Below are 25,289 nucleotides of genomic sequence, written 5' to 3'. Positions count from 1 at the left end.
GATGGCCTAGAAGCTGCGGCTCCAGCGCAGGGCCAGGCCCTTGTCGTCGGGCATGTCCGCAATATGGCCAGGATCCCGCCGCCAGTAAGCGCTTGTCGCCGCCTGTCCGCCCCACAGGGCCCCGCGCCACGCCAGTTCCGCATCGAGTTCCCGCCCCGAAGGCGCCAGAGACAGCCATTGCAGCCCGCGCGAAGCGCTGAGGGTGGCGTAATCCCATCCCGTAGGCAGCGACAGGCCGAGCGATCCGCCCTCCACCCGCAAGGGCTGGGACACCCGCAGGGCGAGCGCATCGTGACCATGAAAAATCCCGCGACGCTCGACATCGAAGGCAAATGCGCGCGAGGACAGGCTGGATCCGGCCGCCACGATTGTGCTTTGCCGGGCAACCGTGTGCCCCTGCCGGTAACTCAAGCGGAACCGCCAGCGCGGGTCCGGAGCCCATCGGGCCGAGGCATCGACGAACAGGCTGTCGGCCCCCGCCAGTCCCAGTCCGGGCTGGAAGAAAGCGCCCAGCAGGCTCGCCTCCTCGCCCAACCAGCTCACGCCCAGCGCGGTCTGGAAATCACCAAAGCTTCGGTCCAGCGCCAGCTCGGCGGTAGTCACGCCCTCGCGCCGTACTTGCCCGCGCAGGGCTGCAAGGCTGCGGTCGGCGGCTGCCGACCAGGCCTCACCACTGGCCGCACTGACCGTCAGTCCCCAGGCGCCCAGCCGATGGCGCAGGGCAAAGGCGGCATCGCTGCGCTCTACCAGCCCGGTATCCCCTGCCGATGACCCGGCGATCATGAAGGCGGGCCGATCCTGCCCCTGCAACTGCGCCACCAGCCCGTCCGCCCCTTGCGCATAGGCAAAGCCGAACTGCACCTGCGGCGAAAGCTGCATGGTAACCCGCGCGGCCAGCACCCGCGCCTTCTCCGCCTCACCCGAGGTCAGCCGCAGGGCTTCGGGCCGCCCGCTGCCATCCACGGTGAAGGCGACCGACGCCTGTCCGTTGCTGCCGCCCATCTGCCTGTGCTGCCCCGCCAGCGCGCCATGCAGCAGACTGCGCTGATTGGCGCTGCGGAACGATCCCGCCAGCGTGGCATCGAAAGCGCGGGCATATTCATCGAGGATCACTGTGGTCAGGCCGTTGCCGGCCAGGGCATCGCCCATGGCAGGCGACAGGGTGCCGCTCGCCTCGCTCAGCGAAAAAGCCCCGGTGCCACCCGCCAGCGATGTCGCGCCGATGGGCTGGAGGGCCGCATTTACATCCAGCACTCCCCGCCCAAACACGTTATCGGTGCCGCTGGCCCCGGCATCGAAGGCGCTGCGCAGCAGGATATCAGCGAGCTGCCGTCCGGTAAGGTTGGGAAAGGCCTGTGCCAGCAGCGCCGCAGCGCCCGCCACTTGGGGTGCGGCAAAGCTGGTGCCGGAAACGACAAAGGCAAAGCCCTCGTCATCAACGAAAAGCTCGCCATCCTCATAGACGCAACAGATCGCTTCGCCCCGCGCGGCGAGGTAGAACTCTCCGTCATTGCCCGCGCGATTGGAAAAGTCGGCCATCCGGTATTGCTCATCGACCGCGCCAACCATGACCACCGCGCCGTTGCCTGCAGCGATCATCTGGCGACCGAAATCGTCGAGCGCGGGCGCCCCGTCATTCCCGGCTGCAACCACCACCAGGACGCCTGCATCGGCCGCATTGCGCACGGCCTGCTGCAAAGTGGCATTGGCTCCGCCCTCGCCACCCAGCGAGATGTTGATGACCCGTGCGCCATTGGCCACGGCATGGTCCACCCCGCGGGCGATATCGTCGTCTAGGAATGAGCAGTCTTCAGCCGAACCGGCGCTTTCGGCGGCGCAGGAGCCCGGCTCGTCGGCGCGGATGGCCATCAGGCTGGCGCCCCAGGCCATGCCGAGCACTCCGGTGCTGTCGCGTGCGGCACCGGCCACCATCGCCACCAGCGTGCCATGGTCATCCGGCCCGTCGAGCGCATTGCGCGAGGCATAAAGGTCGATCGAGGACGCCGCCAGCCGTCCGGCGAATTCGGGGCTGTCGCTGTCGATTCCGGTGTCGATTACCGCAATGGTCACGCCCTCCCCGGTATGCCCCGCCGCCCAGGCGGCATGGGCATTGTGCTGGCGAGGCCCGTCGGAATTGCGGAATTCGGCTGTGTTGAAGGTGGATGGAACTGCGGCCTCGGGAAAGGCCGTCGGTGTGGGCGTGGGTGTCGGCGTGGGCGTTGGAGGAGGTGTCGGAGCAGGGGTAGGCGTTGGGGCGGGCGGCGGCGGCGGCAGACCTGTCGAAGGCCCGCTGCCACCGCAGGATGCCAGCATTGCGCAAGCTGCCAGCAACAGGGCGCGGCGCCCAAGTCCGGAGACAAGTGAGATGTTCATGCAATGCCTCCTTGCCGGTTCCGTACATGGCCGCATTTTCGCGCCCGTGTCCATTCGCGCGGTTGCGTGGGCCGCCCGTGCAAGCTAGCGCCTGCACCGACCATGAATACGGGGAATAAAGACCATGAGCGGCGATCTTGAACAGGCCATCGAACAGGCGTGGGATGCACGCGACAGCGTGACACCCGCCAGCACTGACGTGCGCGAGGTAGTGGAAGCTGCGCTCGAACTGCTCGACAGTGGCAAGGCGCGGGTCGCCGAACCCGATGGCTCGGGCGGCTGGCAGGTCAACCAGTGGTTGAAAAAGGCCGTCCTGCTGTCATTCCGGTTGAACGATAACGAGGTGGTCGATGGCGGATCGGCTGGCGCTCCGGCATTCGACAAGGTGCCGAGCAAATTTGCCGGCTGGGGCGAGAACCGCTTTCGCGAGGCGGGTTTCCGCATCGTGCCCGGCGCGGTGGTGCGGCGTGGTTCGCACATTGGGCGCGGCGTGGTGGTGATGCCCAGCTTCATCAACATCGGCGCCAATGTCGGCGATGGTTCGATGGTCGATACTTGGGCCACGGTCGGCTCCTGCGCGCAGATCGGCAAAAACGTCCACCTGTCGGGCGGGGTCGGCATCGGCGGCGTGCTCGAACCCCTTCAGGCCGGTCCTGTGGTGATCGAGGACGGCTGCTTCATCGGCGCGCGCAGCGAAGTGGTGGAAGGCGTGCGGGTCTGCGAAGGCGCAGTCCTGTCCATGGGCGTGTACATCGGCGCTTCGACCAAGATCGTCGATCGCGCCACGGGCGAGGTCCACTATGGCCGCGTGCCGCCCTATGCCGTGGTCGTGCCCGGCTCGATGCCCGGCAAGCCCCTGCCCGATGGCTCGCCCGGACCCAGCCTCTACTGCGCAGTGATCGTCAAGACCGTGGACGCCCAGACCCGCTCGAAGACCGGCATCAACGAGCTGCTGCGCGACTGATCGGCGTTCCCCGACACCGCCCCGACGGAACGATTCGCCCGGTGAACCGTAGATTCCCCACTGGCAAACAGGCCACTGAAGGGATCGACAATGGAACGCCGCGGAGAAGAAGTTCATACCGAAACCAACGAGGCGCGTGCCGGATCCACCCCGGGCATCGTGCGCTATGTGCTGGGCTTCAGCCTGCTCCTGGCCGTGATCGCCATGTCCGCCGTGTGGATCATCCCGGCAATGACGCAAAGCGATACCGTAGATGAAACGAATCGCACCGCCGATCCCGCTGTAACCCAAGGCATGGAATAGCCGCGCCCTTTGGCGGCGAGCTAGTTAACCGGCGTTTCGAGTGGAGCCATGCCCGTCAGGCTGGCAGCGTGCGCCTCTACCTCGCGCAAGACCCGGAGCATATTGCGGTTGGCGATCTTTTCCAGATCGGTCCGTGAATAGCCGCGCCGCGCCAGTTCGGTGAACAGGGCGGGATAGCCCGAAACGTCCTCCATCCCGACCGGTCCCGTGGCCATGCCGTCATAGTCGCCGCCGATGCCGATGTGATCGATACCCGCTACCGCGCGGACATGGTCGATATGGTCGGCCATGTCCGAAACCGTCGCCAGTGGCGCGGCATTCGCCCTGTCCCATTCGGCCATACGGGCGGCAACTTCCTGCGGCTGGCCGAGGAACAGGTTGTTGAGCCGCGCCTGTTCGGCGGCCCGGTTGGCGCCGTGCTGGCGCAGGTCTTCGTCGAGGAAGGCCGGCAAGCCCACCACCATCACGATGCCGCCTTCCTGCGGCAGGCGTTCGAGCACGCTATCGGGCACGTTGCGCGCATGGCCGTTCACCGCCCGCGCGCCCGAGTGGCTGAAGATCACCGGCGCGCCGATGGCATCCAACGCATCGTGCATCGTCTCCTCGCTGACATGGCTGAGATCGACCATCATGCCCAACCGCGCCATCTCGCGCACCACCAGCACGCCGAATTCGCTCAAGCCCCCGTGGCGCGGCACGTCCGTCGCGCTGTCGGCCCAGCGGGTCGTGGCCGAATGGGTGAGGGTGAGATAGCGTGCGCCCAGCGCGTGCATCTGGCGCAGCACCGCCAGGCTGTCGGCGATCGCATTGCCGCCTTCCATCCCGATCATCGAGGCGATCCGGCCACGCCGCATCGCCGCCTCGACTTCGGCCGCCGTGGTCACGAGTTCGAGCTGGTCGGGGTAACGGGCGATCAGCCGCTTCGTCACGTCGATCTGCTCCATCACCGCAACGGCAGCTTCGGGTCCGGGCAGGCTGGCCGAGACATAGACCGACCAGAACTGGGCACCCACCTGGCCCTGGCGCAGGCGCGGCAGGTCTGTGTGCATCGAAGGGCTGCCCCACCCGCTGGGCGGTACGTCGATCCCGTCGTTGAAATCGAAACTGCCGATGACGTTGCCGAACCTTTCACGCAACTGGCCGGGCATGTCGTTATGGCCGTCGAACACCGGAGCATTCTCCAGCGCGGCACGGGCGACTGCCTCGGGCGACTGGCGCTGGGCGGCGGCGGGATAGGCGAGGAGGGCGAACGCGGCAAGCGGGAGGAGATATCTCACGGCGGGGTTCCTTTTGCGCCGGCACACATGGCCGCGGTTGCACTGCAACATGGCGCAGAATCCCTGCCTTGAAAAGCAGATCGGCGGCCCTCCGAGGAGGACCGCCGACCGATTTTTCCTGATCTGTATCCGAAAAGGATCAGAACTTGATGCTGGCACCCACGCCGCCGCCAACCGCGTCTTCCGAGAAGCCGATATTGGCACCGATGCCAAAGCCGTTTTCGGTGACGAACTGGGCGCGGACGGCACCGGCGTATTCACCTTCGAACACGCCGCCGCCGACTGCGATACCGCCTTCGCCATTGGCGAGGTTGAGCGGCGCAGCGTTCATCGCGAAGCCCATGGCAACACCCTGGAAGGCCTGTGCAGAGCGGCCTTCGAGGTCCGTCACGCGCAGGTTGGTTGCATCGATGCGGGCGTTCAGCGTTGTGACTGCGCCGTTAAGCTGGCCGAGGTTGACCGCATCGGTCGCCGCAACACCGTTCGACACACCGGTGATCCGGCCGGTCGAGCTGTCGAGACGGATCCCGCCGGCCACAACGTCACCGGTCACGGTGACGATGTCGCCGCTGGTGGTCGAGATGTTGCCGCCAGCCGTGATGCTGGTGCCGACAGCCAGCGAGGTGCCGATCGTGGCAGCGCCGGTGGTGGTGAGCGTGCCGGTGCTGGTCAGGCCGGTCACCGTGGCCGAGCCGGCGTTGACCGCACCCGTCGTGGTGATCGAACCTGCGCCGGTGTTGATCGTGCCGCCGGCCGTGGTGATGTTCGCACCATTGGTGGCCAGGCCGCCGTTGGCATTGGTGAGGCCAGCCACAGCCAGATCGCCACCGATGGTGGCGTTGCCGGTGGTGCTGAGCGTGGTGGTGGCGATGTTGCCATCGTTGATGATGCCGTCGGTGGTCGTGACACCATCGACGTCGAGGTTGCCAACGACCGTGGCATTATTGGCGACAAAAAGGGTGCCGGTGTTCGTTGCCGAAGAGTTCACCGTGCCGATGTTGGCCGTGTTGCCGTTTGCCACATTGAAGTTCACCGTGCCGACGTTGGCGGTGGTGGCGTTCACCGTGCCGATCGTGGCGGTGGTGGAGTTCACGGCAGAGGCGTTGACCGTGGCAATGTTGCCGGTCGTGGCGTTCACCGTGCCCAGGTTGCCGGTGGTCGCGTTGACCGACCCGGCATTGACGGTGTTGGCGTCGACCGTGTTGGCGTTTACGTCATCGGCATTCACTTGATCGGCATTCACGGTCGGTGCGTTGACGCTGCCGGTGAAGTTGCCATCCACTGCCGCCACGTTGCCGGCGAAGGTGCCGTTGCCGGCATCATCAAGGGCGAAGGTCTGACCGTTGGTGGTGTCTTCCACCAGGATGCCGTTGTCATCGATTGTCACCGTGGTCGAGGACGAGCCGCCATGCAGCACAATGCTTTCCTCGTTGATGGCAATGTTGCTCGGCCCGGTCGAGCTGAGCGTCAGCGTGCCGGTGGCCGAGGTCACCTGATCGGTTTCCACATCACCCGCGGCCAAAGTGCCCGCCACACCGACATCGCCGCTGAAGCTGCCATCCTCTGCGGCCACATCGCCAATAACCGTCAGGTCATCGGCAATGAGGACGTCCGAGAAGGTCGAGGAGAAGATTACACCGTCGACATCCAGGTTGCCGGCGATATCCACGCTGCCGCTAAAGTTGCCGTTGGTGGCCGACACATCGCCGGTTACCGCCAGATCGCCGCCAACGGAGGCATCATTGTCAACTACCAAATTGTTGTCGACAAAGGCATCGGTAGCCCCGATCGCGCCGACAACACCCACGTCGCCAAACACAACAAGATCACCGCCCACGGCAGCATCACCGGAAGTGGTAAGTGTGGTGGCCGAAACGGTTCCACCAGTAACATTGCCGGTCAGGTCGCCAGTCACATTACCCGTGACGTTGCCGGTCAGGTCGCCGGTCACATTACCCGTGACATTGCCGGTGAAGCTGCCCGCCGAGACATTGCCAGTCGCGCTGAGGGTGGTGGTGGAGATATTGCCGTCGTTGGTGATGCCATCGGTGGTGGTGAAGCCATCGACATCGAGATTGAGTGCGACCGACACGTTGCCGCCGAACGAGCCGGCGTCTGCGACGATCAGGTCGTTGCCAGTGGTCAGGTTGCCCGATGCACTCACATTGAAACCGTTGATGTCGCCACCTTGGGTGAAGATGTCGCCCCCGCCAAGTTCGATATTGCCACCATTGGTGTCGAGCGTTGCACCATTGTTGATCCCGTCGGGAGCACCGTCGTTAACTTCGATCGGATCGAAACCGATGGTGATCTGTGCTTGCGCCGGAAGGGCAAACACCAGCGCCGAAAGGGCGGTGCCGCACAGAATGGTTTTTCTGACTTTGATCATCAATTGTCTCCAATAAATCGAATACGAAACGCTGCAATTGCTAGCATGACGCTTGTCGGGTGTAGGGACTTCTCGAAGACAACGACCTCGCATAGAATGGGACTGCGACCTTACGGCCCGCAAGCGGCAAACAACGCGCCCGCCCTCCATCCAATGTGTGAAATGCCCCTGTTACCCTGTTCTCCCCAAGACCCCATGCCCGGGCCTGCATTATCCTTAACGCACTACGTGTATTTACGTAAAGAGCACTTTGATGACAAAGTTTGACAATCTCGGGCCAAAACGGGACTCGATCAGGTGGGTGGGCTGGAATCCCATACCGATGCCTGCGAAACCCCGGTTTTTGCGTGACGGCCCATGCGGCCGCCCAACTAAAGGCGAAATGAACAAGATGGTTAAGATTTTGAGGATGCTGGTCATTCCGCCGCTACTTGTGGCGGCAGCGGCGGCGCTCCCTGCTCCGGCGCTGGCTGAAGGTTTCGTCAACACCCGGGCCGGCTGGATCGCACTTTCGGCCGAGGCCAAGGCGGCCTATGTCCAGGGCCTCAATGACAGCCTGAACTACTTCTTCGTGGACGACTCGCTGACCGAGGCGCTGGCCAAGCGCGGACGCACCCGTTGCCTGGTCGAACAGCGCATTACCGCTGCTGTCCTGTCGGCCCAGATCACTGCCGCCTACGATGAGCCCCAGTTCAACCGGTTCTCGCCGGTGGCCGTCTATATCCTCAAGATCGGCGAACTGTGCCGGCCCTATATCAACCGGGAAAGGGCCGAGTTCGGGCTCGGCCCGCAGTAGGGTTCATGGGAGCGTCACGGCAGATCATCCAGCAGCTGGGCCTCCAGCCGCATCCGGAAGGCGGCTGGTATCGCGAAACCTGGCGCGGCCCGGCGGGTCGCGAGACTGCGACGGCGATCCACTTCCTGCTTGCAAGCCACCAGTCCAGCCATTGGCACCGGGTCGATGCCGCCGAAACATGGCTGTGGCACGCTGGCGATCCGTTGTTGCTATCCCTCGCCAAGGCCGATAGCGATCCGGTGCGCGAGATCGTGCTGGGCGGCAATGTCCTGGCTGGCGAACAGGTGCAATACGTGGTGGAACCGGACGAATGGCAGGCCGCAGCGCCGCTTTCCGGGCCACAGGGCTACACGCTGGTGTCCTGCGTCGTTGTCCCGGCCTTCCGTTTCGAGGGCTTCGTGCTTGCCCCGCCAAGCTGGCGGCCGGGGGCATGATCCGCGCTGCCCTGCGCCTCCTCCTCGCCGCCTTCTATGCCTATGCCGGCTATGCCCATCTCGTCCGACCCGAACCATTCCTGGCAATCATGCCGTCCTTCGTGCCGTGGCCAGAACAGGTCGTGCTGCTGACCGGGATCGCCGAGCTGTTGGGTGCCACTGCCCTTGCCCAACCCTTTTCTGCCTGCTTGCGCCAGGTGGGAGGCGTGGGGCTGGCACTCTATGCGCTGTGCGTCTGGCCGGCGAATGTGAATCACATGCTGATCGATCTGGCCGTTCCGGACGGTGGCTGGGGCCTTGCCTATCACGTGCCGCGCATGGCCGCCCAACCACTGCTGATCTGGCTGGCACTGTGGTGCAGCGGTGTCACAGGCTGGCCTTTCCGGCGCCGTCCTCGCCCACCTGCCGCATAGCCATGGCAATTGGCCCGCTCTCCTGTTAGGGGGCGCCGCCATGCTGACCATTTCGGACCTGACCGTGCGCCTTGGCGGACGCACAATCATCGAACGCGCCAGCGCTTCGATTCCGCCCGGCGGGCGAGTGGGCCTGATCGGCCGCAACGGTGCAGGCAAGTCCACCTTGATGAAGGCGCTGATCGGCGAGATCGACCCGGACGACGGCGTCATCGCCATGCCGCGCCGCACGCGATTGGGCTATATCGCGCAGGAAGCCCCGCACGGCATTGCCACCCCGCTGGAAGCCGTTCTCGCCGCCGATACCGAACGGCTGGAACTGCTGGCCAAGGCAGAAGAGGCCGCCGATCCCGAACTGCTGGGCGATATCTACGAACGGCTGATCGCCATTGATGCCTATACCGCCCCCACCCGCGCCGCGGTGATCCTGACCGGCCTGGGTTTCGACGAAGAGATGCAGAATCGCCCGCTCGACAGCTTCTCGGGCGGCTGGAAAATGCGCGTGGCGCTCGGCTCGCTGCTGTTCTCGCAGCCCGATGTGCTGCTGCTGGACGAACCCTCGAACCACCTCGACCTCGAAGCCACGCTGTGGCTGGAGAACTTCCTCAAGAGCTATCCAGCCACGCTGGTGGTGATCAGCCACGAACGCGACCTGCTCAACAACGTGGTCGATCACATCCTCCACCTGCAGGGCGGCAAGCTGACGCTCTATGCCGGCGGCTATGACAGTTTCGAACGCCAGCGGGCCGAGCGGGCCAGCCAGCTCGCCGCCGCCAAGGCCGCGCAGGATGCCCAGCGGGCGCGGCTGCAGGACTATGTGGCGCGCAACTCCGCCCGCGCCTCCACCGCCAAGCAGGCGCAGAGCCGGGCCAAGATGCTCGCCAAGATGCAGCCCATCGCTGCGCTTGCCGAAGATCCCAGCCTGAGCTTCGGTTTCCCCGATCCCACCGAACTGCGCCCGCCGCTCGTCACGCTGGACATGGCGGCAGTCGGCTATGGCGACACCCCGATCCTCAAGCGGCTAATGCTGCGGATCGACCCGGATGACCGGATCGCGCTCTTGGGTCGCAACGGCAACGGCAAGACCACGCTGGCCCGCCTGCTGGCGGCGCAACTGGCGCCGATGGAAGGCGCGATGGCGGCTTCGGGGCAAATGAAGGTCGGCTACTTTACCCAGTACCAGGTGGAGGAACTGGCCGGCGGCGATACTCCGCTGGAACACATGACCCGCGCCATGAAAGACAAGACGCCGGGCGCCGTGCGCGCGCAGCTTGGCCGGTTCGGCTTTTCGGGCGCGCGCGCCACGCAGCAGGTCGGCAAGCTGTCGGGCGGGGAGCGGGCGCGGCTGGCGCTGGCGCTGATCACCTATGAAGCGCCGCACATGCTGATCCTCGACGAACCGACCAACCACCTGGACGTCGATGCGCGCGAAGCGCTGGTCCAGGCGCTCAACGACTATTCCGGCGCGGTTATCCTGATCAGCCACGATCGCCACATGGTCGAACTGACCGCCGACCGGCTGGTGCTGGTCGATGACGGCACGGCGCGCGATTACAACGGCAGCATGGAAGATTACATCGACTTCGTGCTGGGCCGCAACCAGCCCAAGGGCGATGCAGCCTCGCGCAGCGGCGGCAAGAGGGACAAGAAGGCGCGCGAGCAGGCCAATGGGCAGGCTAGCGAGGAATTGCGCGCGCTGAAAGAGCGGCTGAACGCCGCCGAGCGCGAACAGACCAAGCTGCAAAAGCAGCTGGCGGCCATCGATGCGGCCCTCGCCAACCCTTCCAACCGGCAATCGGACCTGAAGCGCCTGTCGATGGAGGAACTGGCCCAGCGCCGCGCCTCCGTCGCCGACGCGCTGGAAATGGCCGAGGCACTGTGGCTTGATCTGGGCGAGCAGGTCGAGGCGCTGGCCTGACGTCCGGGGCCTAACCCACCGGGTCGGCCTCTACCGAATAGTTGATCGCCGCATTCCGGGTCTTCTGGAATTCAGGTACAGTCATGCCTTTCATCGCGGCATAGACATCAATGTTGCCCAGCCCCACCACTGGCGCCAGCTTCTCAAGGTTAAAGAAGATCACGCCGTACCGGATCATGCCGATCCAATCGAGGTCGCGGATCAGGGTCTTTTCCTCCTCGGTCAGCGCGTGCTCGTCGGCCAGGGACTCGAAATCGGTCTTGAAGCGGGCGCGAAAGGCCGGATCTACGATGGTGTGGAGGAACTGGTTGATCCGCCACGCCCTGGCACTGCGGGTCACGGTAAAGGGATAGGTGCCTTCCAGCTCCAGCGCCGGCGCCACGTCCCAGTAGATGCGCTTGGCGTAGTCCTCCATGCTCTCCGGCGAGGGATCGGGCTCGGCATCCTCGAACACCATTGACGCGATGGAAGTCATGCTTGGCAGGAAGAAACTGCGGTGCAATTCACTGACCTTGGGTGCGAGAGCCCCGCGCATCAGCATCCACATCACGATTTCGGCGCCTTCCATGCCGCCCAGTTTCACCAGCTCGCCCACCGGAATGTCGATCAGGCTGGTCGGATCGTTGGCCAGCCGGTCCATGAATTCGTGGTCCCAATCCACGTTGTTGAAACCGCAGCGTTCGCCGTGGACCTGGTGCGACAGGCCGCCGGTGCCGGCAATAGCCACCTTGATGTCGGCCGGATAGTTCTGGATCGCGCGGCGCAGGGATCGGCCAAAGTTCCAGAACCGCCTGGCTTTGGGGATCGGCAGTTCGAGCACACCACACTGCAGCGGCACGATCTTGCACGGCCAGCCGTCCTCCTCCGAATGGGGCAGCAGCACCGACAACGGCGAAAACGCGCCGTGGTCCAGCCCCATGCCCTGCCAATAGGACAGGTCGAAGTCATCGGCCACCATGCCGAAGGCGAGGTGCTGGGCGAAATCGGGATCGCCCTTGATCGGCGGGATGTGCCGCGGGCCGCCGCCTTCGTCTGCTGCGGCATATTCCTCGCCGATACCGATGGCGAAGTGGCTGTAATGCTGCATCCAGAAGCTGGTCATGTGATCGTTGTAAACATAGACGATCACATCGGGCTTCACTTCGGCCAGCCAGTCCTTGACCGGCTGGAAACCGTCGAAAATCGGCTTCCATACCGGATCGTCCTGCTTGCCCGCGTCCTGCGCGAAGGCGATAGTGGGGGTGTGCGAAACGGCGAACCCGCCGACGATCTGGGCCATTGCTGCTATCTCCTGCGGACCGAATCGACGGCCCAATGCAGAAGGGGGGCTATGGCATGCAGCGCTGACGATCCTTGAGCGGGGTCAAACCGGGGCTGCGGTAAAGCCCTGCAGATACTGGCGATAGGGCCCGGCAGAGCCGATGCCCCGGCGGTTAATCGGCTGGCGCACCTGACTGGCGCTGGCCGTGGTGACCGCGCGGCGGGTGTGGTGCGGGGTGAACACCTGCGGTTCCGCCGCCAGCCCGCAATGGTCCAGGATGCGGCCGATCCACGGCGCGGGATCGCCGGCCAGCTGTTCGTAAGGCACTACCAGCAGCCGGTCACCCAGCAGGTCCTGCCAGCGGGCGAGCAACTGCTCCTCCTGCCGGAAGAGCCAAGCGATATCGGCCATGTCGTAAGTCCACGGCATGCTCTGCGGAAAGAAGGTGCGGAAGCATGACCAGGCACAATCCAGCGGATCGCGCTGCACCCAGATCACCGGCGCGCCGGGCGCGATACTGGCGGCCAGCCCCAGGAAGCGGCTGGTGTTGAGCGACTTGTCCACCACCAGCCCCGGTGCTGGGAAGCGCTGCCCCAGCAGGTGATCCCACAAGCCCGCCAGCGTTGCCGCATCGGCAGCTCCTGCACTTGAGCAAGCCTCCTGCGCCAGCAGCGGCAGCAGGCTCAGCTCCCCGCCGCCGGCCACCTTGCTGTGGCTGGCGAGGATCTGCTCCACCAGCGTGGTGCCCGATCGCGGCAGGCCGGTAACGAACAGCGTGCGATTGGGCAGCTCGGCCGCCTGCCGTCCCGCTGCCGCCAGAGTCTCGCGGGTAAGCTCGGCGCGGGTAAGCCCGGTCACGGCCGCCGCGGCACTTTGGGCATCGGCAGCGCGGTTGAAGGGCTCGACCCGGCGCATGATCGCCGCGCCCGAAGCATAGCTGGCAAAAGCCTGGTGGTGATCACCCTGCGCATCAAACAGGTTGCCCAGCGCATAGCGATAGGCCGCCTGCGGGACCGGCGCGGCCCGTGCGGCATGGGGCGCGGCGGCCAGCATGGACCGGGTCAGCGCGGGATCGCCTGCCAGATTGCTTACCATCCCCAGCGACAGCCAGGCAAAGCCGTTGCCCGGATCAAGCCGCGCCGCTTCGGCCAGGTGCTCGCGCGCTTCGTCTGCCCGCCCCAGATGCAACGCACTGGTGCCAAGGCCGAAGGCGTGCGCGGCGGGCGAGGGAATATGGCGTGGCACCAGCGCCATCGCGGCGCGCGCCTCCACCAGTCGGCCCGCCTGTTCCAGCACCGCCGCCTTCAGGCAATGCGCCAGCGGCTCGCCGCCGGTGTGCGCCAGATGGATCTCGGCGATCTGGCAAGCCAGGTCCACTTCACCAAGGCTGAGGGCGATCTGCGCCAACTGCTGCCATTGCGGGCCCAGCGGCGCATTCAGCGCCACCAGTTCGCGCATGATCGCCACCTGCCGTCCGCGATCGCGCCGCGCCATGGCGGGCGAAAGCTGCTGGAGCAGGCGCAGGGCGGCAGCAATATCGCGCTGTCCGCTGGCTGGAGGCCGCGAATTCAGGGGCACAAGGGTAAGGTCACTTCACGTCAGGTTTGGGGGGTGATCAGGGTCAACCTTGCCAGCCGGGGCCTGTGGTTCAAGCGCGGAAATGTCGCGATTTGTAATGCCGCAGTCATGCTCGCCGATGGGCTGCAGATTTGTCGTAAATTGTATTGAACGCAGGCAGGACTCAGGTCATACCAAGGCGGGGAGCACGGGACACGGACCGCATAAGGCATCCGGCCCGTCCAGTTGGGGAGGCTGGGTCGTCGCATAGGGACACCAACGGGGCGCGTTGCGCCGCTGCATATTCGCTCATCAGCAGTAAAGGGCGCGGGCTCATCCCTGCGGATTTGCACGGGTAGCGGCATGACCGCCTTCCCGCTTGACGCCGCCCAGCCCGGCCCGGCCCCGATGAAAAGCGGCATCTGGCGCGAGCAGGACTTGCGCCGCGCTCTGGCCTTGGCCCGCAGCGCCCGGTTGCGCGACTACCGCGTGGAAATCGCCCCTGATGGCACCATCAGCATCGTGGTGGGCGACGCCTAGGCCCAACCGCCCAGTGGGCGGAGCTTACTTCTCCTTGCCCGCCACGCCATAGTTGATCGCGGCGTTCCGCGTCTTCTGGAACTCCGGAACGGTCATGCCCTTCATGGAGGCATAGATGTCGATATTGCCGATGCCGGTCACCGCGCCGAGCTTTTCCAGCATGAAGAAGATCACGCCGTAATGGATCATGCCGATCCAGTCGCGTTCCCGCACCAGGCGCTTTTCCTCGTCGGTCAGGCCACCCTTTTCATAGGCGGCTTCCTCGTCCTCGCGGAACAGCTTGCGCATCTCGGGCTGGGTCAGGGAGTGCAGGAAATGGTTGAGACGGAAGCCCTTGACCGCGCGTTCGATGGTGAAGGGATAGGTGCCTTCCATGTCTTCCGCCCCGGCATAGTCGCGGTCGGCACGGGCGCGGGTCACGGCTGGATCTTCCACCGGCGCATCCATGCTGCGCTCTTCCATGATCATAGTGGCGATGGGGCACATGGAGGGGAGGAAATAGGTCTTGTGGGTGCATTCGACTTCCGCCGACAGCGCCCCGCGCATCATCAGCCACATCACGACTTCCGCGCCTTCCCAGCCGCCCAGCTTGGCCAGGTCCGCCACGGTCATGTCGAGCAGGCTTTCCGGATCCTTTTCCAGCCGGTCCATGAACTCGTGGTCCCATTCGGGATTGTTGAATCCACAGCCTTCGCCGTGGACCTGGTGCGACAGGCCACCGGTGCCAGCGATGGCGACCTTGATGTCCTCGGGATAGGACAGGATCGCCTGGCGCAGGCTCTTGCCGAACTTGTAGAACCGGCGCGCGCTGGGTAGCGGTACGGTCAGCACGCCGCAGACCACCGGCAGCAACTTCAATGCCCAGCCGTTCTCGTCGTCATGGTCGACCATGACCGACAGCGGGCTGAACGCGCCATGGTCCAGCCCCTTGCCCTGGAAATAGGACAGGTCGAATTCGTTGGCGACCATCACCCGGGCGACATGTTCGGCAAACTTGGGATCACCCATGATCGCCGGGATATCGCGCGGCCCGCCGCCCTCGTCGGCCGCCTCGAACTTCTCGCCCACGCCCAGCGCGAAGTGGCTGTAGTGGTCGAAGAACGAGGTCATGTGATCATTGTAGATGTAGATCAGGACGTCGGGTTTCTTGGCGCGGAACCACTCCTGCACCGGCTTGTAGCCATCGAAAATGGGCTTCCACACCGGATCGTCGAACTTCTTGGCATCCTTGGCAAAGGCGATGGTGGGGGTATGCGACGTGGCGACGCCGCCGACGATGGTTGCCATGGTCTAAGATCCTGTCCTCTCGCGCTCGGCGGAAATGCACCTGCGCAGCCTGTCATTTGGTGGGCGAATTGTGCCAGCCAAGCGAGGGCGCGGCAACAGGGTTTTACAGGTGAGTGAAGTTTTCACATAGGTGAACCCGGAACTGCCCGAAGGTCCCGCTGGTTTCGATTGCTCCCCTTTGCGATAAGTTGTCCCGTCATGTCCCGATACCTGCCTCTGCCCCCGCCCCTGCTTTGCGCCGCGATTGCCGTGGCAGCGCCCCTCCCCGCCTTGGCCCAGGGTGGCCCTCCGCCGCAGGAGGATACGATCACCGTGGGCCTCGGCCTGGGGGTCACCACCGACTATGACGGCGCGAACGAATACAAGCTCATCCCCGGCGGTGTGCTGCAAGGGACGGTCCGGGGCCACGACTTCCGGCTCAACGGGCCGCGCCTGTTTATCGATGCCATTCCGAACGATCCGGCCCGGCGGGTCGAGCTGGAACTGGGCCCCGTGGTCGGCCTGCGCACCAATCGGACGGGCAAGGTGGAAGATCCGCAGGTCAATGCGCTGGGCAAGCTCGACACCGCGGTGGAACTGGGCCTGCGTGGCGGAATCGGCATCAGTGGCATCGCCAGCCGGACCGACAAGCTGTCGTTCACCGCCACCGCCGTCCGGGATGTGGCAGGAGCGCATGACAGCTACCGCCTCAGCCCGGCCATCGAATATTCCACCCTGGTGGGCCGCCGCACCTTTGTGCGTGCAGCGATTACCGCCGATTTCGCGCCCGGTGACTATGCCCGGTACTACTTCGGCGTGACCCCGGAAGGCAGCGCGGCGAGCGGGCTGGCGGCGTTCGATCCGCAAGGCGGGCTGGAGAGCGTCGGCGCCAATGTGCTGGCCACCTATTCGCTGTCGGGCGGACGCAAGGGCTGGTCGCTGTTCGGTATTGCCAGCTACAGCCGCCTGCAGGGCGATTTCGCCGCCAGCCCGCTGGTGCGCGATGCCGGATCGGCCAACCAGTTCTTCGGCTCTGCCGGGGTGGGCTACACATTCTAGGCAAAACAAAACGGGCGGGAAGCGCAATCGCCTCCCGCCCGCCAAGTGTCTCTGCCCCGAAAGGCGGATGACTTAGCTCAGGTGCTTCGACACCGCAGCGGTCATCTTGAACATCGAGATCTGGTCCTTGCCGATCACCGCGCCCAGCTTGGCATCGGGGTTGATCTGGCGCTTGTCCTTGCTGTCCTGCAGGTCGTTGGCCTTGATATAGACCCACACCTTGCTGGTCACTTCGGCGCGGGTCATCGGGCCCTTGCCGACCACGTTTTCCAGCTCGCTCGACAGGGTAACCGGCTTGTTCAGCGCGTTGTTCTTGGCAGCCATAGTACTTTCCTTCCCTCTTAAAAATGATCATCCGAACCTGTGGGCTCGGTCCCAAACTCAGTCTTCGTCCTCGTCCTCGAAATCGTAGTCGCCACCCTCTTCCCGGGCATAGGTCCCGGTCAGCAGCGCAACGGAGGTTACATGGCCACGGATGGCCTCCACCAGTTCTTCGCGGCTGGCCCCCGGCATCAGGGTGAGCGGCAGGTCAAGCGCGAAGAGCTGGAATAGGTAATCGTGCGGGTCCGCGCCGGTCGGCGGATCGGGCAGCAGCCATTCGGAATTGCCGAAGCTGTTCTTGCCCACGCGCGGCGGCACTTCGCCTTCCAGCAATTTGCCGCGTTGCCCGGCAAGGCCCCACACTGCCCAGTGGCAGAACGGCGCGCCGTCCTTGGCGGCCACCGCATCGGGATCTTCCACGATCAGCACCAGTTCGAAAGTGCCCGGCGGCGGTGCGGTCCATTCAAGCGGCGGTGCCACCGAATCTTCCTCGTCGGCCGTAAAGCTGGGGTCCAGCGCCTCGCCATCGGCAAAGGCGGCGCTGGTCAGCTTCAACCCGCCCTTGCCCAGCATGCCTTCGGTAATTTCGCCAGCAGCAGCCAGCCGCGCAACAACCAGCCCGGCATGGCCGGGACGCGGGTTGTGCAGCGCCTTGGCGAGCCATTGGGGCACAACATCGGACATGGTGACTTCGCGCTTCCTCAATTTGCCGCCCGTCGATGCGGGCAGGCGTAAACGATTCAGTCCCTCCCCAAAGGACTGCGGTGGGCCGATGTGCCTCGCAACAAGCGCCTTGGCAAGGGCGCGAGCGGCTTGTTCTGTCGATCTTTCGCCTTTGAGCGCCACTTTTCAGCAGAATGGCCGCTTTACTCCGCTTGCCAGCAGCCCGACCCGCCGATAGCCTCCCCCCAAGGGCGCAAGAACCCTAACCCCCAGACATCCATGACGATTCCCTTATGGAGAGAAGCCGCCGCCATGAAATCCTCGCATCTCGCGCTGACGCTGGCCTGCGCGGCCATGGTGGCATCCTGCGGCGGATCGAGCGGCCCGACCGGCGGGACCGGCCCCACCCCAACGCCCACCTCCACGCCTACGCCCACGCCTACGCCCACGCCCACCAGCGCGACCTGTTCGCTGTCGTCGCGGCAGGACTGGGTGCTGGCGCAGATGCAGGAATGGTATCTGTTCCCCGACCTGCTGGCATCGGGCGTGAACAAGGCCGCCCATACAAGCGTACAAAGCTATATCGACGCGCTGGTAGCCCCGGCCCGCGCCCAGTCGCGCGACCGATACTTCACCTACATCACCTCGATCGCCGAGGAGAACGCCTTCTTCGAACAGGGCGAGACTGCCGGCTTCGGCTTCCGCCTTGGCTATGACACAGGCGCCCGCCGGGTCTTCGTGATCGAGGCATTCGAGGGTACTCCGGCCCTGGGCCAGGGGCTCGACCGCGGTAGCGAACTGCTCGCCATCGGCACCAGCGAGGCAAACCTGCAGACAGTCAATTCGCTGATGGCGACGCAAGGCCCGTTCGGCGTGATCGAGGCCATGGGGCCCGACAGTCCAGGCACCACGCGCGTCTTCCGCATCCGCGATGCCGGCGGGGTGGAGCGTGTGGTAACCATGGCCAAGGCCAATTACGCGCTCGATCCGGTTTCCAACCGCTATGGCTTCTCGATCATCAACGATGGCGGGCGGCACGTCGGCTATATCAACCTGCGCACCTTCATCGACACCGCCGATGCGGACCTGCGCGCGGCCTACCAGTCGTTTCGCGATGCCGGTGTCACCGAACTGGCGATCGACCTGCGCTACAACGGCGGCGGGTTGATCTCGATCGCCGAACTGATGGGTGACCTGATGGGCCGCAATCTCAACGGCCAGGTGTTCGATTACATTACGTTCCGCCCATCGAAAGCGGGGCAGAATTCCACTTATCGCTTCCGTACCCAGCCACAATCGATCCAGCCCACCCGCATCGCCTTCATCACCAGCCGGGGATCGGCCAGTGCCAGCGAGATGATCATCAATTCGATGCAGCCCTATCTGCCCGCAACCGAACTGGCGCTGGTGGGCGAGAACACTTTCGGCAAGCCGGTCGGCCAGATCGCGCTCGACCGCGCCGCCTGCGATGACCGGCTGCGCGTGGTGGCGCTGCGGGTGGAGAACGCCAACCGCCAAAGCGACTATTACACCGGCCTCGCCAGCACCGTTCCGCAAACCTGCCGTGCCAATGACGATATCCGCTTCCAGCTTGGCGACCCGCGCGAGGACATGCTGTCGGTCGCGCTCGATTTCGTCGGCGGGCGCGGCTGCACGCCGTTCGGCACCACGGCCACAACCCAGCGCGCCAGCGGACGCGAGCTGTTGCAACCGGAGCGGCCCGATACCGTGCAGCAGAACGTGCCGGGGATTTTCTGACCACAGCGGGAAAGGTTGCCGGGCCGGCCGTGCTGACCGGCTTCCGCGCCTTTCCCGGCGTGGCCGCCAACCCGACCGAGGCGCTGGTGGCCCATCTGGCAGCGCGGGATCCCGGCCTGCTGCCCGCTGCCACGCGCCTCGCCATGCTCGATGTCGATTACCGGACAGTAGGCCCTACGCTCGATCTGTTGCTCGATGAAGGTCCCGCAGCCCTGGTCCTGACCGGCTATTCGCACCGCGCAACGGGGATCACGCTGGAAGCGCGGGCAACCACGATGTGTGCGCCCGACGCGCCCGATGTGGCGGGCTTCGTGGCCCGGCAGGGCAATGGCCCCGCGATTGCCACCCCGATTGACCTTGGTGAATTGCGGGATATCATCGCGCCCCACGCGCCCTGTTCGATCTCGCACGATGCCGGACAGTACCTGTGCAACTTCGCCTACCGCCATGCGCTGGACCGGGTGACCACGCGCGGCCTGTCAACCAGAGCGCTGTTCGTCCACCTGCCTGCCATCGCCGGAACGCCGCTGGCAGCAAATGCCGCTTCCACCTTGCCGCTCGATGTCATGGCCGATGCCGTGGCGCGGATCGTGCGGACGCTGGCCGGCTATTCGCCGCCCGAATAACCCTCGTTCTCGCTCCAGGCGCAGCCGTGCAGTTGCTGGTCGCCCAGTTGCACCGTGGCGACATAGGGATAGGTCCGGTCGCTCATCCCGTCGGAACACGAGGCCGGGGTTATAGCGATGTCGAACAGGCGCATGTCGAGCTCGCCGCTGAACGACAGCCCGCCGCGCCCGGCAAACCGGGTGACCGGCACCCGCTCGCCGTCGATGTTTTCAGGCGTGGACCAGGTGAGCATGCCATGGGCAATATCGCCGCCCCAGAACGGCTCCGTGCCGACAAGGCGGATCGTCTCGTCCTCGCCAATGGCGGCAAAGGGCTGGTCGTCTGCTGCATTGCCGGGCAGGTCGGCCTCGGGCCCGCTGTTGCAGGCGGCCAGGGCCAGGGAGAGCGCCAGGGCGAGATTAATGGCTGTAGGTGTTCGCATGGCCCCGGCATAGCGGGGCCGGCGGCAGCGCGCCAGTCGGCTATTCCGCCGCCTGGCTGTAGTGCGCTACCTGCTCCTGTTCGAGCTGGGCGGCCTGTTCCTGCGCCAGTTCATCGGCCTTGCGGGCAAGGCGTTCGACTTCGGCGCGGGCGCGGTCGGATTCAACCTTCAGCGCCTTGTCGGCCATGGTGCGCCAGGTCGTGGCGGAGCGCATTGCGCGTTCGCGGACGTTGTCGAGGGTGGCGCGGGCAGCCTCTGCCTCGGCCTCGCGTGCGCGGGCATCGAGGAATGTGAAGGACTGGTTCATTGCAGCTGCTCCTTTGTGCGGGCCTGCCTGTAAGACGGAGCCGCAAGGGAATTGCCGGGCGCAGCAGGATGCCGCGCCCGGCAGTCAGCTGAAATCAGTCGGCCGACGACAGGTTGACGGCGCTTTCCTTGCCGTTGCGGCCCTGCTCGATCTCGTAGTTGAGGCGCTGGTCCTTATCGAGCGAGGTCATGCCCGCGGCCTGCACGGCCGAAATGTGGACGAAGCTGTCGGCCGAGCCGTCGTCGGGCTGGATGAAGCCATAGCCCTTGTCCGAGTTGAAGAATTTGACGGTGCCAGTCTTGGCCATGATGTATTCCTTTCACAGAACATTGGTAGTGACTGCAACATGCAGCCAGGGTCGTGCGTCAGTGCGTCCAGAGAAAGGAAGTCGTCGTCTAATTTGCGCCGTTAGGCGGTCGTCAAAAGCCGAAGTCCGTCGCAATATTCGACGTCAGCGATTGCCTTGTAGCATGCCTGCGGCGGAAAACCTAACGATCGCTTCCCTCGCCCGCCCAATGGTGCCATGCGGCCCTCTGCAACCGAGGGAACAGAGCCATGAGCGACGAAGACTATGTCTATGACGAGGACAGCGGCGAGTGGCTGCCTGCCTCCGAACTCGCCGCCCGCAACGAACTGGCGCGTGAAGCCGAGAACGTGGTCGAGGTGCGCGATGCGGTGGGCAACCTGCTGGCGGATGGCGATGCCGTCACCCTCATCAAGAACCTCGACGTCAAGGGCGCGGGGCAGACGCTGAAGCAGGGCACCGTGATCCCCTCCATCCGCCTGACCGGCGATCCGCAGGAGATCGACTGCCGCTATCCCGGGATCAAGGGCCTGGTCCTGCGCGCCGAATTCGTCCGCAAGAGGTAGCGCCTATCACCAGCCTCACCATCCTCGTCGATGCCGATGCCTGCCCGGTGAAGGAGGAGATCTACCGCGTGGCCCTGCGCCACAAGGTGCCGGTCAAGGTCGTCAGCAATTCACCCTTCCGCATTCCCGATAGCCCCTCCATCACCCGCGTCGTGGTGGACGGCGGGTTTGACGCGGCGGATGACTGGATCGCCGACCACGCCAGCCCCGCAATCGTGGTCATCACCGCCGACATCCTGCTGGCCGACCGCTGCCTGAAGGCGGGGGCGACCGTGATCGGCAACAACGGCAAGCCGTTCACCCAAGGCTCCATCGGCGGGGCCATTGCCACCCGCGCCATCATGGCCGACCTGCGGGCCGGGGCCGACGGCATCACCGGAGGCCCTGCCCCTTTCAGCAAGGCCGACCGGTCGCGCTTCCTGCAGCAACTCGACACCGTGCTGGTCAAGCTGGCCCGCAGCGGCCTATAGCCTGCCCCGGGCATCCCGCCCGCGATCGGAACCACCATGGCCAAGGGTCAGAAGAAGTCGAACAAGGAAATCCGCAAACCCAAGGCGGAAAAGCCCAAGACCAACGCCGCGCTCGCCCCGCTTGCTCCCGGCGGCGTGAAGGGCCTCGAGAACATGAAGAACCGCTAGGCCCCCACGCTCAAGCCTGCGTCCCTGCCTTGCCCGCCACCTTGGCCCCCAGCTTCGCATCGGCCTTCGCCTTGTGCTCGGCCAGCAGGCGGTCGAGCTCGTCGATCCGCATTCGTTCGGGGGTGCCTTTGGGCAGGCCCTTCAGCCGGCAGGTGGCCCACAGCTGCTTGCGCTCGGCCTCCAGCGCTTTCAGGTAAAGGTCGGCCATCAATCGATGACCGGTTCTTGTGGAGCCGGGTGACGCCCCGCCTTGCCGAACTGGCGGTCCAGCACGGTGACCAGCTTGTTCGCCGCATCGCGCGCGGCGGCATCGACAGTGGCGGAATTGGCCGTGACCGACAGCGGATCGCCCCCGCGCGGCCGCGCCTCGATCATGCAGCGCACATCGTCGGCCCCGCCCTTGGCGCCATTGGTATCGGTCAGGTGCACCTCCAGCCGGGTGAGCCGCTCGGCAAAGCGCGAGAGGCGATCGCGCAGATGCGCTTCCACCCGTTCGGCCACGTTCTCGGTGCCCATGATGCTGCTGTCGGTGTTGAACTGGATATCCATGATTGCTCCGTTTTGTGGTTGGCGGTGATACCCGGTCAACCGGACAGGCTGCACCGGGGTTCCCCGTCTCCCCTCCGCTGGCGATCATAGATCAGGCGGCCAGCGGGATAAAGCGGCAAAGGTGACAGAAGTGACAGGGTGTCACCTTTGTCGCGCGCTGGAAATGGCGGATTTGTGCGGGTTTGCGCCGGGTTTCGGGCGGGTGGACAAAGTGACACCCCCCCCGGGAGAAGCGCGGACCCATCCCTGCCCGCCCCCAACCCCTCCCACAGGGAGGGGAGCAGGAAGGAAGGCGCTGGAAACTCCCCTCCGGGGGGCGGGCAGTCTGTGTCTCGAGCCTCACTCCCCCTCCTCACAATCCCCCACATCATCCGCCCACAGCTCGTCGCCGCCAGCCACCCGCTCCACCAGCGCCTCGAAATCATCGGGCGCGAAGTCGTATTGTTCGGCGTGGCGATCGGGCGGGATGGGGGTGAGGCGGTGGTGGCGGGCGAGCAGGCCCAGGGTCAGCGTTTCGTTGAACACCCGGTGCGTGCCGACCAGCTCGCCCCGGTAGTAATGCGGCACCTCCACCCCGTTCATCGCCCGGTCGAGCGCGGCCTCGGCCAGGGCATCGAACTGGCGGCGGAATGCGCAGGCCCAGGCAATGTCGAACGGCTGGCCCTTCAACCGGTTGCGCAAGCGATAGGCCGATTGCCGCGCCATCCCGACAGACCGCGCTGCCGTGCTGACGCAGTGCGTGGCGGCAAGCTGCCGCAGGAACTCCGCCTGCTTGGCCTGCGTCCACTCGCGCGGGTTCTGCACGCGGGCGAGGCTGGTGTTGGGGCTGGCGCCAGATGCTGACAGTGCGGGAGCGGGCGCGGCGGCGGTGGGGAGGTTTTGCTGGGTCATGCGCGGGAGCCGAGCATGGTTTGGGGGGTGTAGGAAAGGGTTTTAGAAACTCTCAGAGACTGGGAACATTAACCACACAAACCATCTGGGAACTTGGCACGTCAATTTGTCATTCACCGGATATCAAGGGCCTTCAAAAGGCCAACGTGAATACAAATGTTTTCCCTCGGGTTCAGTTTTTTATTATTAGAGGAATAAGAAAAGACTTGATGATTCGAACCTCTAACAACGTTTCCTATGACATTAAAATGATATAATAGCTTCAATACCTCGTTCGCGCCGAGTTTATAGCTATCAGAAACGTCATTTTTAAACTCTGCATCATACAGCTTTCTAAATTCATCTTGTGAAAATATGTATTTTCTGTGCTCCGCAAGCATATCTAGTATTTCTTGGATATTTTCCAAAATAGAATATGTCTCGTCGATGATTTCTCCTCTCAAGTACTCCGAGTGACCCTCGTTCGCGCGCTTAATCATTGCCCCCGAAACAAAATCGACACCATCATTTAGAGCTAATTTTGCGCATTCACGGATATAACTCACAAAATCCCTAGGTCTACCGTAAGTAAAACGTCGAACATAAGTAAATGCGTCCTCCGTCTTTCGATGCCTTCGGTCATGCCTCACAGCATCGGAAAAATATTTCCCCCAAATTTTTTCGAAATCTTGCGGACTTGCATTAGCATCCAATGCCCGAGTTAACCTATAGGCAACGAGCTTCTTTATTGAGCTCAAATTCCAGTCTAAAACTATCGCCCGATCTAGCCATTTGTTCTTGTCAGGATCCCTGCACAAATCAAATATATCATCTCTCAGGAAGACTAGCGGAACCACGTTATGCGTTTCACCCAATGAGCGCCTAACGTTCTGAACCGCTTTAAGCAATCCTATCAAAAGATCGAAATATTTTTCCTTTCTATCCGGACGAAGGACTCCCTTATAATCCTCATCGAGTGCATCAAATAAAATGTAATATGATCTTTTCGAAATATTCTGTGATATATACTTTTTTAATATTTCATTTCTTTGAGAAATTTCAAGAAATGCATTTTTGTCTTTAGCTCCACCAACTCCACCGCCGAGGCCCAATATATTTAAACTAAATGAACGATCGCTGATCTTCTGTATTGAGTTCGACAATGCATTCTCGATATCAATATCAAAAAAGCCCCTAAGCTGCCTCCTCCTAAGTTCATCAACTGTATTATCTTCGATCATCATGCAGCATATCGTGCAATAAATAACATATTCCCAAACAGAAATATACTGATTTGGCGAAGTGTAAGAATTGTCGTCAAGGCTATAAAGCTGGTTGAATGGAAAATTCTTAAATGAAAGAAGTTTTGCGACGCCAATATTTTTACTTTTATTCCTTATGTATTCCGCAATGGCTGTCTTTCCTGTTCCCTTCCTTCCAATTACTACGTTTCTTTTACCGCCCTCAATCAAAGATACGTCCTCAAAGTGGTAAAAGTACCGTGCAATATCTTCGTCGAGCGCTTCAATAGGCCAACTAGATATCTCCTTGAAAAAATCCCGAGGTTGGCTCATTCGATCCTCACTTCAAATTTGATTTGCGCGAGATAATGGGCAAACAGCTCTGGATATGTCCAGAGATTTTGTTGGAAGTTGGTGGATTGGTATAGGTGTCGGAAGCAAGGTGCCCATCTTTGCGGCAGACCTTCCTGGCAA

General features: G+C 63.6%; 28 protein-coding genes. 13 read left to right on the top strand and 15 right to left on the bottom strand.

All coding sequences use genetic code 11. From position 1 onward, the window contains the following. Positions 1-6: 6 nt before the first annotated feature. Positions 7-2,373, bottom strand: a complete 2,367-nt coding sequence (locus tag M3P36_RS05625; protein WP_249702267.1) for a S8 family peptidase — start codon at positions 2,371-2,373, stop codon at positions 7-9. A 124-nt stretch (positions 2,374-2,497) separates the two neighbouring features. Here M3P36_RS05625 and dapD point away from each other — a divergent pair, with 124 nt between their 5' ends. Further along, positions 2,498-3,337 (top strand): 2,3,4,5-tetrahydropyridine-2,6-dicarboxylate N-succinyltransferase, encoded by an 840-nt coding sequence (gene dapD / locus M3P36_RS05620; protein WP_249702266.1) that lies wholly within the window; start codon positions 2,498-2,500, stop codon positions 3,335-3,337. A gap of 90 nt (positions 3,338-3,427) precedes the next feature. Further along, the gene (locus tag M3P36_RS05615) at positions 3,428-3,640 is read left to right on the top strand and encodes a hypothetical protein (protein ID WP_249702265.1); all 213 of its coding nucleotides are present in this window, start codon (positions 3,428-3,430) and stop codon (positions 3,638-3,640) included. Positions 3,641-3,660: 20 nt separating this feature from the next. Here the strand turns inward: M3P36_RS05615 and M3P36_RS05610 are convergent, their stop codons facing one another. Further along, positions 3,661-4,917 (bottom strand): dipeptidase, encoded by a 1,257-nt coding sequence (locus M3P36_RS05610; protein ID WP_249702264.1) that lies wholly within the window; start codon positions 4,915-4,917, stop codon positions 3,661-3,663. A gap of 139 nt (positions 4,918-5,056) precedes the next feature. Beyond that, positions 5,057-7,306: a beta strand repeat-containing protein gene (locus M3P36_RS05605; RefSeq protein ID WP_249702263.1), complete on the bottom strand. Its 2,250-nt coding sequence runs from the start codon at positions 7,304-7,306 to the stop codon at positions 5,057-5,059. A gap of 382 nt (positions 7,307-7,688) precedes the next feature. Here M3P36_RS05605 and M3P36_RS05600 point away from each other — a divergent pair, with 382 nt between their 5' ends. From M3P36_RS05600 to M3P36_RS05585, 4 genes are read left to right on the top strand one after another with little or no spacing between them, the layout of a single operon-like run. Then, positions 7,689-8,102 (top strand): hypothetical protein, encoded by a 414-nt coding sequence (locus M3P36_RS05600; protein WP_249702262.1) that lies wholly within the window; start codon positions 7,689-7,691, stop codon positions 8,100-8,102. Between the two features lie 5 nt (positions 8,103-8,107). Next, positions 8,108-8,536, top strand: coding sequence for a cupin domain-containing protein (locus M3P36_RS05595; RefSeq protein WP_249702261.1), 429 nt, complete (start codon positions 8,108-8,110; stop codon positions 8,534-8,536). After that, positions 8,533-8,949 carry a DoxX family protein gene (locus tag M3P36_RS05590; RefSeq protein ID WP_249702260.1) on the top strand — a complete coding sequence of 139 codons (417 nt, stop codon included), beginning with the start codon at positions 8,533-8,535 and terminating at the stop codon, positions 8,947-8,949. Before M3P36_RS05595 ends, M3P36_RS05590 begins: the two co-directional genes overlap by 4 nt. Before the next feature lie 40 nt (positions 8,950-8,989). Continuing rightward, positions 8,990-10,867, top strand: a complete 1,878-nt coding sequence (locus M3P36_RS05585) for an ATP-binding cassette domain-containing protein (RefSeq protein WP_249702259.1) — start codon at positions 8,990-8,992, stop codon at positions 10,865-10,867. A gap of 10 nt (positions 10,868-10,877) precedes the next feature. Here the strand turns inward: M3P36_RS05585 and M3P36_RS05580 are convergent, their stop codons facing one another. Together M3P36_RS05580 and M3P36_RS05575 are read right to left on the bottom strand one after the other, a co-directional pair. Next, on the bottom strand, positions 10,878-12,146 hold the full coding sequence (locus M3P36_RS05580; protein WP_249702258.1) for a gallate dioxygenase: 1,269 nt from the start codon (positions 12,144-12,146) through the stop codon (positions 10,878-10,880). Positions 12,147-12,230: 84 nt separating this feature from the next. Further along, the gene (locus M3P36_RS05575) at positions 12,231-13,706 is read right to left on the bottom strand and encodes a sulfotransferase (protein WP_249702257.1); all 1,476 of its coding nucleotides are present in this window, start codon (positions 13,704-13,706) and stop codon (positions 12,231-12,233) included. Between the two features lie 342 nt (positions 13,707-14,048). On the opposite strand from M3P36_RS05575, the gene M3P36_RS05570 reads away from it, so the two are divergent. Then, on the top strand, positions 14,049-14,225 hold the full coding sequence (locus M3P36_RS05570; RefSeq protein ID WP_249702256.1) for a hypothetical protein: 177 nt from the start codon (positions 14,049-14,051) through the stop codon (positions 14,223-14,225). Between the two features lie 24 nt (positions 14,226-14,249). On the opposite strand, the gene M3P36_RS05565 is transcribed toward M3P36_RS05570, so the two are convergent. Further along, on the bottom strand, positions 14,250-15,512 hold the full coding sequence (locus tag M3P36_RS05565) for a gallate dioxygenase (RefSeq protein ID WP_249702255.1): 1,263 nt from the start codon (positions 15,510-15,512) through the stop codon (positions 14,250-14,252). A gap of 198 nt (positions 15,513-15,710) precedes the next feature. Between M3P36_RS05565 and M3P36_RS05560 the strand changes: the two genes are divergently transcribed. Continuing rightward, the gene (locus M3P36_RS05560; protein WP_249702254.1) at positions 15,711-16,550 is read left to right on the top strand and encodes a MipA/OmpV family protein; all 840 of its coding nucleotides are present in this window, start codon (positions 15,711-15,713) and stop codon (positions 16,548-16,550) included. 72 nt (positions 16,551-16,622) lie between these two features. Here the strand turns inward: M3P36_RS05560 and M3P36_RS05555 are convergent, their stop codons facing one another. Further along, positions 16,623-16,874, bottom strand: coding sequence for an SWIB/MDM2 domain-containing protein (locus M3P36_RS05555; RefSeq protein WP_249702253.1), 252 nt, complete (start codon positions 16,872-16,874; stop codon positions 16,623-16,625). Positions 16,875-16,931: 57 nt separating this feature from the next. Next, positions 16,932-17,555 carry a YbhB/YbcL family Raf kinase inhibitor-like protein gene (locus M3P36_RS05550; protein ID WP_249702252.1) on the bottom strand — a complete coding sequence of 208 codons (624 nt, stop codon included), beginning with the start codon at positions 17,553-17,555 and terminating at the stop codon, positions 16,932-16,934. A gap of 291 nt (positions 17,556-17,846) precedes the next feature. Between M3P36_RS05550 and M3P36_RS05545 the strand changes: the two genes are divergently transcribed. Beyond that, positions 17,847-19,292, top strand: coding sequence for a S41 family peptidase (locus M3P36_RS05545; protein ID WP_249702251.1), 1,446 nt, complete (start codon positions 17,847-17,849; stop codon positions 19,290-19,292). Between the two features lie 29 nt (positions 19,293-19,321). Next, a complete protein-coding gene (locus M3P36_RS05540) occupies positions 19,322-19,918 on the top strand; it encodes a pyroglutamyl-peptidase I family protein (protein ID WP_249702250.1) in 597 nt (198 codons plus the stop codon). On the opposite strand, the gene M3P36_RS05535 is transcribed toward M3P36_RS05540, so the two are convergent. From M3P36_RS05535 to M3P36_RS05525, 3 genes are all read right to left on the bottom strand, one after another. Continuing rightward, positions 19,900-20,340, bottom strand: coding sequence for a COG3650 family protein (locus tag M3P36_RS05535; protein ID WP_249702249.1), 441 nt, complete (start codon positions 20,338-20,340; stop codon positions 19,900-19,902). The genes M3P36_RS05540 and M3P36_RS05535 overlap by 19 nt on opposite strands. 40 nt (positions 20,341-20,380) lie before the next feature. After that, positions 20,381-20,647 carry a hypothetical protein gene (locus tag M3P36_RS05530; RefSeq protein WP_249702248.1) on the bottom strand — a complete coding sequence of 89 codons (267 nt, stop codon included), beginning with the start codon at positions 20,645-20,647 and terminating at the stop codon, positions 20,381-20,383. A 94-nt stretch (positions 20,648-20,741) separates the two neighbouring features. After that, positions 20,742-20,954: a cold-shock protein gene (locus M3P36_RS05525; RefSeq protein ID WP_249702247.1), complete on the bottom strand. Its 213-nt coding sequence runs from the start codon at positions 20,952-20,954 to the stop codon at positions 20,742-20,744. A 248-nt stretch (positions 20,955-21,202) separates the two neighbouring features. Here M3P36_RS05525 and M3P36_RS05520 point away from each other — a divergent pair, with 248 nt between their 5' ends. Genes M3P36_RS05520 through M3P36_RS15145 form a run of 3 tightly spaced genes read left to right on the top strand, consistent with a single transcriptional unit; the run spans position 21,203 to position 22,155 of the window. Next, the gene (locus M3P36_RS05520) at positions 21,203-21,517 is read left to right on the top strand and encodes an alkylphosphonate utilization protein (RefSeq protein ID WP_249702246.1); all 315 of its coding nucleotides are present in this window, start codon (positions 21,203-21,205) and stop codon (positions 21,515-21,517) included. A 5-nt stretch (positions 21,518-21,522) separates the two neighbouring features. Next, on the top strand, positions 21,523-21,987 hold the full coding sequence (locus M3P36_RS05515) for a YaiI/YqxD family protein (protein WP_249702312.1): 465 nt from the start codon (positions 21,523-21,525) through the stop codon (positions 21,985-21,987). A gap of 36 nt (positions 21,988-22,023) precedes the next feature. Continuing rightward, positions 22,024-22,155: a hypothetical protein gene (locus tag M3P36_RS15145; RefSeq protein WP_283773338.1), complete on the top strand. Its 132-nt coding sequence runs from the start codon at positions 22,024-22,026 to the stop codon at positions 22,153-22,155. Positions 22,156-22,165: 10 nt separating this feature from the next. Here the strand turns inward: M3P36_RS15145 and M3P36_RS05510 are convergent, their stop codons facing one another. The 4 genes from M3P36_RS05510 to M3P36_RS05495 form a co-directional block, all read right to left on the bottom strand. Continuing rightward, positions 22,166-22,363, bottom strand: coding sequence for a hypothetical protein (locus M3P36_RS05510; RefSeq protein WP_249702245.1), 198 nt, complete (start codon positions 22,361-22,363; stop codon positions 22,166-22,168). Then, the gene (locus M3P36_RS05505; protein WP_249702244.1) at positions 22,363-22,704 is read right to left on the bottom strand and encodes an HPF/RaiA family ribosome-associated protein; all 342 of its coding nucleotides are present in this window, start codon (positions 22,702-22,704) and stop codon (positions 22,363-22,365) included. The genes M3P36_RS05510 and M3P36_RS05505 overlap by 1 nt, the downstream gene beginning before the upstream one ends. A gap of 339 nt (positions 22,705-23,043) precedes the next feature. Then, positions 23,044-23,595 carry a hypothetical protein gene (locus M3P36_RS05500; protein ID WP_249702243.1) on the bottom strand — a complete coding sequence of 184 codons (552 nt, stop codon included), beginning with the start codon at positions 23,593-23,595 and terminating at the stop codon, positions 23,044-23,046. A gap of 113 nt (positions 23,596-23,708) precedes the next feature. Beyond that, positions 23,709-25,148, bottom strand: coding sequence for a P-loop ATPase, Sll1717 family (locus tag M3P36_RS05495; RefSeq protein ID WP_249702242.1), 1,440 nt, complete (start codon positions 25,146-25,148; stop codon positions 23,709-23,711). Positions 25,149-25,289 lie beyond the last annotated feature (141 nt).

Source organism: Altererythrobacter sp. KTW20L, assembly GCF_023501975.1.
GTDB lineage: Bacteria > Pseudomonadota > Alphaproteobacteria > Sphingomonadales > Sphingomonadaceae > Alteraurantiacibacter.
The sequence above is the reverse complement of the archived record's forward strand: the minus strand, read 5'-3'. Positions and strand labels throughout refer to the sequence as shown.